The sequence below is a fragment of the Pseudomonas sp. R62 genome, assembly GCF_000257605.1.
GTDB lineage: Bacteria > Pseudomonadota > Gammaproteobacteria > Pseudomonadales > Pseudomonadaceae > Aquipseudomonas > Aquipseudomonas atacamensis.
Genome location: NZ_JH635999.1, coordinates 889,548 through 897,884, shown reverse-complemented (window position 1 = coordinate 897,884; position 8,337 = coordinate 889,548). Strand labels below are relative to the sequence as shown.

The window sequence follows — 8,337 nt, the reverse complement described above, 5'->3', positions numbered from 1 at the left end:
ACCATCATTTCAATGGCGATGATCGCGTCATCGACCAGCAGCCCGAGCGCCAGAATCAGCGAGCCGAGGGTGATCCGGTCAAAGTTCTTGCCGGTCGCCGCCATCACCACAAACACGATCGCCAGGGTCAACGGCACCGCCGCTGCGACGACCACGCCGACGCGCCAGCCCATGCTGAGAAAGCACACGAGCATGACCACCAGCAGCGCGACAAAGAACTTGACCATGAACTCGCCGACCGCCGAGTCGATATTCACCGCCTGATCGGTGACTTTCGACAGCGTCATGCCCAACGGCATTTCCCCGTTGATCCTGACTGTCTCGGCATCCAGCGCCTTGCCCAGATCGAGACCGTTCCAGCCCTCGCGCATGATCACGCCGAGCAATAACGCTTCTTCGCCGTTGCTGCGCACCAGGAAAGTTGCCGGGTCTTCGTAGCCGCGCTCGACCGTGGCCACGTCAGACAGTTTGAGTGTCCGCCCCTGCGCCACCACCGGCGTGTCCCGGATTTTTTGCAACGTGTCGAACGCGCCATCGACGCGCAAAAACACCTCTGGCCCTTTGGTTTCGACCGATCCGGCGGGGGTCAGCACGTTTTGATTGTTCAGCGCGGCGAAGATGTCCTGTGGCGACAAGCCCAGCGTCGCCAAGCGATCATGGGAAAACGAGACGAATATCCGCTCGGCCTGCTCGCCGATGATGTTGACCTTCTTCACGCCAGGCACATGCAACAGGCGCTGGCGTAAAGTTTCCGCGTCGCGCACCAACAAGCGCTGCGGCTCGCCCTTGGCTTTCAAGGCGAACAGCGCGAAGGTCACGTCGGAGAACTCGTCGTTGACCATCGGCCCGATGACACCCGCCGGCAGCCTGATTGCTTCGTCGTCGAGCTTTTTCCGTGCCTGGTAGAACTCATCCTGCACTTGCGACGGCGGTGTGCTGTCGAGCAACGAAACCATGGTGAATGCCAGTCCCGGTCGCGTGTAGGTTTCCGAGCGGTCGTACCACTTCAGTTCCTGCAAGCGTTTTTCGAGGGGTTCGGCGACCTGATCCTGCATCTCTTGCGCGGTCGCCCCCGGCCACGCGGTAATCACTGTTAGCTGCTTGACCGTGAACGGCGGATCTTCCGCCCGGCCCAATTTGAAGAACGAAAGGACGCCGGCAACGGCGATCAGAAAAATCAAAAACACCGTGATCGCACGTTGGCGCACGGCGATAGCAGAAAGGTTGAACCGGCCCTCGCTCATGGACGACCCCCGGCAATCTGGCCATCGTCGCGGGCAAGCAAGCGCACTTCTTCGCCATCGCGCAGCAGATGCGCGCCCAGCGCGACAATCGGCTCACCGACGTTGAGCCGGCCAGCGACACGGGCCGAATCATCGCTCAAGCCCAGCACCTCGACCGGGCGCCAGCTCACTTTCGCCGGAGTGCCGGCGATGACCCACACGCCGGGGCCTTTGCCCGGGTCGTAGATCGCGGCGACGGGCACCTTAAGCACCTGTTTTGGTACAGAACCTTGGGCGATATCAAGGGTGACTGTCGAACCGATCGGGGCATTGGCCAGTTTGCCTTCGAGCACATAGCGCGCCTCAAACGTACGAGTGGTACTGTCGGCCGAATCGGAAAGCAGACGCAGTTTTGCGCTCACGGCAGCCGACGTATCGCCATACAGTTTTGCCTGAGCGGTTGAGCCCGGCGCGGGGCGCAAGGTTTCGGGCAGATGGACGATGGCCTCCCGCTGACCGGCCCGCGCCAGTCGCACCACCGGTTGTCCCGGGCTGACGACTTGCCCGGGTTCGGCGAGGGTTTCCACCACCACGCCATCAGCGTCCGCCAGCAAAACCGCGTAGCCCGAGGCGTTGCGCGCTACGTCCGCTTGCGCCACAGCGGCATTGAGCTGCGCTCTGGCGGTGTCGGCTGCGGCTTTGAACTGATCGTAGGCCGATGCCGAAATAGCGCCGGCGGCGACGAGTTTGCGATTGCGCGCTTCGTCACCGGCAGTCTGTATGGCTCGGGCGCGAGCGGCGCTCACCGCTTCTTGCTGGGCTCGCGCCTGCAGGCCGAGGTCGATCGGGTCGAGGCGCATCAGTGGCTGGCCGCGCTTGACCGTCTGCCCGGTATCAACCAGACGCTCGAGCACCTTGCCCGAAACGCGAAAGCCCAGATCGCTCTGGGTGCGCGCAGCGACGACGCCGGTGAATGATCGAGACCCATTTTCTGCCGGTTGCACCGTTGCCGATCTGACAATCGGCGCCAAGGTACGTGGATCTTTTGCGCTGGAGGAATCCCCGCACGCCGTCAGGACCAAGGGCAACAAACATACCGCGAGGGGAAAAGGTCGGAGCCGGCGCATGGAATTCCTTCACTGAAAATAGGATGATCATCATATTCTCAGTCTTGTGACCAATATCGTCAACAGTCACAGAGTCACCGGCCCGATGTTCAGCGCTGAATCAGAAGCGATAGCTGACAGAAGTACCGAGCCCGCTGGCGCTGTTCTTGTATTTCGCGCTGTACGAACCCTGGTACGCAGCACTGAAATAACCAAACTGCGGCGGCCATGCTGCCATAGTGACCATGCCAGTCAAGAGTCACGATCAGAACAGCGGAAATGTCGTTGCGTCAGGAACAGGATGGGGTTGGGGCGACTCATCCGAGTATTCGGATCAGCAGAGGGTCAAGGCATCAAGCTGCGCAAGATGAGGTTCGAAGTCAGCGTGGGCGCCACTTCGATGAAATCCAGATTGTGTTGCAGCATCAGTGGATTGACGAAGGGCCGCAGCGCCAAGTGGATCGACTCGACCGTCTCGTCCAGCGGCGTCCTGCGCTCGAACTCACCGGCCTCGCGCCCTTCTCGCACAATGTCGGTGATGAAGCGCTTGATCTGCGCATCGTAACGCTGCGCACTTGGCCAGTTCTCACCCGCTGCAAACGCGGCAATGTCATAGAGTTTGCGATCGTTGAAGAACAGATTCACACCCGTGGCGATCACAGTTTTCACCAAGCGACGGAAACGCTCGGTTGGCGTCAGGTCTTCTTCGTTGATCGCCTGCTCGACCGCCGCAACGATCTGGCCCAGGCAGTTCGCGCAGATGGCTTCGCCTATCGCCTGCTTGGAATCGAAGAATTTATAGATGTACGCCTTGGAGAAACCGATAGCCTTGGCCAGATCGGACACCGTGGTCTTGGCGTAGCCGTATTGGCTGAAATGCTCGTTGGCCGCCGCGACAATCTGATCACGAATGTCGTGATCGACGGGACCACGCGGGCCGGGGAAGGATGGGGAAACTGAGGACTGATTCATGTCGGCAGCTTACTCACCCGCCCGCCGACTGACAACGTGTGACTCATTCTGAAAACCACCACCCATCCACTGTGGGAGCGAGCCTGCTCGCGAATACGCCCGCCCAAACAACACCAATTCCCCAAGCTGCTGCACTACCCGGCCTTACTGATCGCGGAAAAATTGATACGAGAAAAGCCGTGCAGCAACATCCCGACAATGATCAGCGCCCCCGCCCGCAACCACGTTTCCCAGCCCTGCTGACTGAGCAGCACCAGACACGACACGATCGCGAGCACCGGAACGAAGGTCGGTACGCGAAAGTGATCCTCCTCGACCCTGTCACGACGAAGAACCAGCACCGCCACATTGGTACTCAGAAAAACGAACAGCAACAGCAACACCACCGTCTCTGCCAGCGTTGCCAGCGTCCCTGTGAGTGTCAGGGCAATGGCGACCAAGGTTGTTGCGACAATGGCAGCCCATGGAGTTTTTCGCTGAGGCAGCACCGCACCCAAAACACCCGGCAACAGCCCCAGATTCGCCATGCCATAGGTCAATCGGCTGGCCATGATCATGGTTAACAACGCACCGTTGGCCACAGCGATCAGCGCAATAAAAGAGAACAGCGCCAGCGGGATTGCGAGGGTCGATGCGCGGACAACTTCGAGCAAAGGCGCCGACGTTGCCACCAACTTCTCGGTAGGCAACACCGAAGAAGCCGCCACACCCACCGCCATGTAAACCACGCCAGCGGTGAGCAAAGCCGCGAACAAGGCACGCGGGTAAACCTTGCGCACGTCTTTGATTTCCTCCGCAAGATTGGCCGAGGTTTCGAAGCCAACGAAGGAATAGAACGCCAACAATGCCGCCCCCAGCACCGCCAGCACGGGACTGACGCCCGGTTTGAACGTGAGCGTCCGCCCCAGATCCGCCTCGCCTGTGCGGAAATACCAGACCGCAGCCACGATCACCAGAATCAACCCGGACAGCTCAATCACGGTCATCACCAGATTCGCCCCGAGCGACTCCTTGATCCCCCGCGCGTTGAGCAGGCCGATCGCCAGGAGAAACACCAGGGCGGCAATCTGCGGCGATACGTCGACGAAGGCGTTCAAGTAATCACCAGCAAACGCCAGCGACAAACCCGCAGCGCTGGTGACCGCAGCCGCCAGCATGCAGAAACCGACGAGGAAGGAAATGAGCGGCGACTTGAAGGCCTTTTCCGCGAACACCGAAGCCGCGCCGGCGTGGGGATATTTGGTCACCAGCTCTGCGTAGGAACCCGCCGTCAACATGGCGAAGAACAACGCGATCAGCAGCGGCACCCAAATCGCGCCGCCCACCTCCCCGGCAATGGTTCCGGCGAGGGCGTAAACACCCGCGCCGAGTACATCGCCGAGAATGAACAGAAACAGCATCGGAAAAGTGATTGCCCGGCGCAGAGCAGGTTTATGAGTGGGAGCCGTCACGGTCATTCCTTGATTCAGGTGGGTAGGAGCTGGAGGGTTGTCACCTCAAACAATGGAAATGGCGCCGAAAGCAAAGTTCAAAATGTGTGATGGGGCTTGTCGGCACGACGCTATAAACATTGCCAACTCGACACCTGTAAGAGCGAGCCTGCTCGCGAAGACCCCAGCTCGATCAACACAAAAACTCAGCCAAAACCAATTCCCTAAACACCCCGTTTAAAACCGACATCCAGACTATTCCAGCAAGCTACAACGCCTTGCGCCATTGCCTACGACTACGCCAGAATCCGCCGGCTTGTGCGCCTCGGGCCGTGGTTCTATCGTTGGCCGGTCACTGAAAACAGTGATCGGGTTTGGTAGCCCGCTTTCCACATGGCGCATAACGTCATCCTATGCAGATGCTTTCGCATCGGTTTTATGGTGGCCATGCGCAGGGCGTTTTCGAGCGCGCCGGTTTTTCCATGTGGGCCGGTCTACCAACCTTCGTATGGCCACCACCCTTCGTTTGGTAGCGAGAGTGATGGCTCCCTTGGTCACATATGGAGCTTCACCATGTTCAAAGTCACGCCCAACCCGCCACAGTCAGACGCAACCTCCCCCTACGAATCACTCGACTCAAAAAAACTCCACGAAGCCGCCGACCGCGCCCTCGACCACTACCTCAAACCCACCGACACCTTCAAAACCACGCCCTACCAAACCAGCAGCATGTTCCTCGCCAACCCGAAAATCGCCACCGAAGAGTTGCTGGTCAACGCCAGCGAATCACTGGGCTCGGCTTCGGTGATGTTGAGTGATGTGATCGGGATGGTTGAAGGATCTGCGCGCAAGACACTGCAAGGTATCGCGCAGGTCGTCATGCTCGGCGAACTGGCGGTTAATCAGGCGTTGGATAACGTCGTGCCGGTCGAGTAATTCTGCGGATGCAGGCGTTCGCTAATACCTCGCCCTCTTCGCTCGCGCCTCGATAGCCCAGCCTTGCGCTGGGCTTTTTGCTCGTCAGTGGCAGTGGTAGTCGTTGGTTTTATGGTTGCGATGGCAACCCTTTGCATCAGTGCCACCGCTGTGCGCAAAGGGTCTTATGCGCTCAGGCCAATCCAGCCATGGAAGCCGACATACAGGCCAACGCCAATGATCAGCACGCTGGACAGGTAAGGAGCGCGGCGCGCCACGGTTCCCAGCCACGGCCAGCGATTGGAAGCCTGTCTGGCACCAATGGCCGCAGCGGCACCGACAGTGACCAGAGTCAGCGCCAGGCCGATGCTGAAACACAGGACGAGCATGCCGCCGAGCGCGACCTCTTTGACTTGCAGGCACAGCAACAGGACAGTGATGGCAGCCGGACAGGGAATCAGGCCGCCAGTCAGTCCGAACATGACGATCTGACCCGTGGTCACTTCGCGGTTGGTGAAGCGTTTACGGATGTCGTTGGCATGAGCACGTTCGTGCGCATCCTGATAGCCATCAATCGACAGCTCCAGGCCTTCGAGTTCGCAATGCGCATGCCCGTGATCATGCTCCTGGAACGTCAGGTCGTAATCATGCGAATGCCCGGCATGTCCAAGGCTCAAGCGAGCGCTGAACTCGTGCGGTTCCGGAATATCCACCGTCGACTGCAGAAAGCCTTCATGCTCGACGAAAGCGAACGATTGGCTGCTGCCGTCCGGACGCGTCGTGGTCAGGCGAACATCCGAGGCTGCCCAGGCGTGTCCGCTCAGGGTCTTCAGGCGCCAGTGCGGTGGCATGCCTTCCTCGAAGATCGACAGTTCAACACGGCCATTGCCAGTATCTATTCGGTGCGTTTCATCATGATGACCATGGTCGTGTTCGCCGTGATGGTGATCATCGCTTTGCTCGAACTTGAACATCTGCTCACCGCGCCAGGTACGCCACAGCATCCACAGGGCGATCGCGATGATCAGTGCAGCAGACGCAAGCTGGAAATACGGCTCAGTGGTTTCAGCGTCCAGACCTTTGCCCAGGTACATGCCGCCGATGGCGACCAGCCACACCACGGCGGTGTGCGAAAGCGTTGCGGCCAACCCCAACAAAACAGCCTGTTTGACCGAGCCACGGATGGCCACGATGAAGGCCGCCATCATGGTTTTCGAATGACCTGGCTCCAGGCCATGCAAGGCGCCGAGCAGAATCGCGCTCGGGAAATACAGCCAGGCGTGAGCCCCGCCTTGCTGCAACAGTTCAGCGAAATCGGGCATGTCAGACCTAAAGGTACTTGGTGATTTGTTTGAAGGCTTCCAGCGGTGCGCGCTCGCCATTGCCTAGCGCCGAAACGGTATCTTCGAGGCAGTGGTCGATGTGATCCTGGATGAGCGTGCGTTTGGCCTGGCAAATCGCTTTCTCAACCGCATGAAGCTGCTGGGCGATATCCACGCACTGACGCCCTTCTTCGATCATGGTGATGATGCCGCGCAAATGCCCGTCCGCCCGTTTGAGGCGTTTGATGATCGCCTCATGACTTTGGTGGGTGTGGGGATGGCTGTGGTCGTGTTCGTGTTCACTCATGAGTTGAGTCTCAGGGCTCGATGAATTACGCTGGAATCGTATCCCCCCAGGGGGGATTAGGCAAATGGCTTGAACGCCCGGTCAACGAGTTGAAACCTTTAACACCATGTACAGCAAAACACTGACAACGACGGTAGTAATCGCGCTTGCTCTCGCCATGTTCATGGCCTGGGTCGGGCATACCTATTCGTTGTCAGTCACCTCGGGGCAGCCAGCCTGGGAGATCGCTGAGGACGTCCACAATTCTCACGGCGAAGAGTCGTCATCCAGCCACTCAAGCTTTTCAGAACACTATCACCCGCCATTGACCCCTGATCATCAGCACGAAACGCCGCAACTCACAGCCGCGTTGATGTTGGCGACATCGCCGATGCCATCGATCCGGGTCGATGCACTTCGACACTCGGTTCCTCTGCCGCCGATATTTTTGATTGAGCGCCCACCTCGCCCTTCGTTCGCATCCTGACCACGGCCGCAATGCGGCCCACGATCATTGCAACGTAGGATTGCCCCATGCATTCGCACTCGATGAGCGGCACAGGCGTATTTACTGCGCCTTCGCACCGCCCGCTACTGCTGTTGTTTTTACTTGTCGCTGCACTTTTACTCGGGACACCCGAGGCGATGGCTCACGCTGTTGCGGAAGGCGACAAAGGTTTCATCCAGGAAAGCTCAGGTGTCATGTTGCTGCCCTTCATCTACATGGGCGCCAAGCACATGATGACCGGCTACGACCACCTGCTGTTTCTGTTCGGGGTGATCTTCTTTCTCTACCGCCTGAAGGATGTTGGCCTTTACGTCACGCTGTTCGCCGTAGGCCACTCGATCACGCTGCTGCTTGGCGTGCTGGCCGAGATCAGCATCAGCTCCTACATCATCGACGCCATTATCGGCTTTTCGGTGGTGTACAAAGCCCTCGATAACCTCGGCGCATTCCAGCGCTGGTTCGGTTACCAACCCAATACCAAAGTGGCCACGCTGATCTTCGGCCTGCTCCACGGTTTTGGTTTGGCGACCAAGATTCAGGAATACGAGATCTCACCAGACGGCCTGATTCCGAAC

At 59.0% G+C, this 8,337-nt stretch carries 9 protein-coding genes; 2 read left to right on the top strand and 7 right to left on the bottom strand.

The annotated features are described in order from the left end of the window. From OQK_RS22440 to OQK_RS22425, 4 genes are all read right to left on the bottom strand, one after another. A partial coding sequence (locus OQK_RS22440) for an efflux RND transporter permease subunit (protein ID WP_038862072.1) occupies window positions 1–1,244 on the bottom strand: 1,244 nt, incomplete at its 3' end. Beyond that, the gene (locus tag OQK_RS22435; RefSeq protein WP_038861572.1) at window positions 1,241–2,350 is read right to left on the bottom strand and encodes an efflux RND transporter periplasmic adaptor subunit; all 1,110 of its coding nucleotides are present in this window, start codon (window positions 2,348–2,350) and stop codon (window positions 1,241–1,243) included. The genes OQK_RS22435 and OQK_RS22440, both read right to left, overlap by 4 nt. A 324-nt stretch (window positions 2,351–2,674) precedes the next feature. Further along, entirely contained in the window at window positions 2,675–3,301 is a 627-nt protein-coding gene (locus OQK_RS22430; protein ID WP_016774383.1) for a TetR/AcrR family transcriptional regulator, read from the bottom strand. 134 nt (window positions 3,302–3,435) lie between these two features. Beyond that, window positions 3,436–4,758 (bottom strand): APC family permease, encoded by a 1,323-nt coding sequence (locus OQK_RS22425; RefSeq protein ID WP_038861570.1) that lies wholly within the window; start codon window positions 4,756–4,758, stop codon window positions 3,436–3,438. 546 nt (window positions 4,759–5,304) lie between these two features. Here OQK_RS22425 and OQK_RS22420 point away from each other — a divergent pair. Then, window positions 5,305–5,667 carry a DUF6124 family protein gene (locus OQK_RS22420; protein WP_016774381.1) on the top strand — a complete coding sequence of 121 codons (363 nt, stop codon included), beginning with the start codon at window positions 5,305–5,307 and terminating at the stop codon, window positions 5,665–5,667. Window positions 5,668–5,751: 84 nt separating this feature from the next. On the opposite strand, the gene OQK_RS30160 is transcribed toward OQK_RS22420, so the two are convergent. From OQK_RS30160 to OQK_RS22410, 3 genes are read right to left on the bottom strand one after another with little or no spacing between them, the layout of a single operon-like run. Further along, window positions 5,752–5,835, bottom strand: coding sequence for a YHYH domain-containing protein (locus OQK_RS30160; protein WP_238537280.1), 84 nt, complete (start codon window positions 5,833–5,835; stop codon window positions 5,752–5,754). Then, entirely contained in the window at window positions 5,832–6,968 is a 1,137-nt protein-coding gene (locus tag OQK_RS22415; RefSeq protein ID WP_016774380.1) for a nickel/cobalt efflux transporter, read from the bottom strand. The genes OQK_RS30160 and OQK_RS22415 overlap by 4 nt, the downstream gene beginning before the upstream one ends. 7 nt (window positions 6,969–6,975) lie before the next feature. Continuing rightward, a complete protein-coding gene (locus OQK_RS22410; RefSeq protein WP_016774379.1) occupies window positions 6,976–7,275 on the bottom strand; it encodes a metal-sensing transcriptional repressor in 300 nt (99 codons plus the stop codon). Window positions 7,276–7,788: 513 nt separating this feature from the next. Between OQK_RS22410 and OQK_RS22405 the strand changes: the two genes are divergently transcribed. Further along, window positions 7,789–8,337: HupE/UreJ family protein (locus tag OQK_RS22405; protein WP_038861569.1), on the top strand; the 549-nt coding region annotated here is incomplete at its 3' end.

Coding starts and splice junctions, on each gene's coding strand:
- OQK_RS22435 (WP_038861572.1), bottom strand. CDS start 2,350: ATGCGCCGGCTCCGACCTTTTCCCCTCGCGGTATGTTTGTTGCCCTTG.
- OQK_RS22430 (WP_016774383.1), bottom strand. CDS start 3,301: ATGAATCAGTCCTCAGTTTCCCCATCCTTCCCCGGCCCGCGTGGTCCC.
- OQK_RS22425 (WP_038861570.1), bottom strand. CDS start 4,758: ATGACCGTGACGGCTCCCACTCATAAACCTGCTCTGCGCCGGGCAATC.
- OQK_RS22420 (WP_016774381.1), top strand. CDS start 5,305: ATGTTCAAAGTCACGCCCAACCCGCCACAGTCAGACGCAACCTCCCCC.
- OQK_RS22415 (WP_016774380.1), bottom strand. CDS start 6,968: ATGCCCGATTTCGCTGAACTGTTGCAGCAAGGCGGGGCTCACGCCTGG.
- OQK_RS22410 (WP_016774379.1), bottom strand. CDS start 7,275: ATGAGTGAACACGAACACGACCACAGCCATCCCCACACCCACCAAAGT.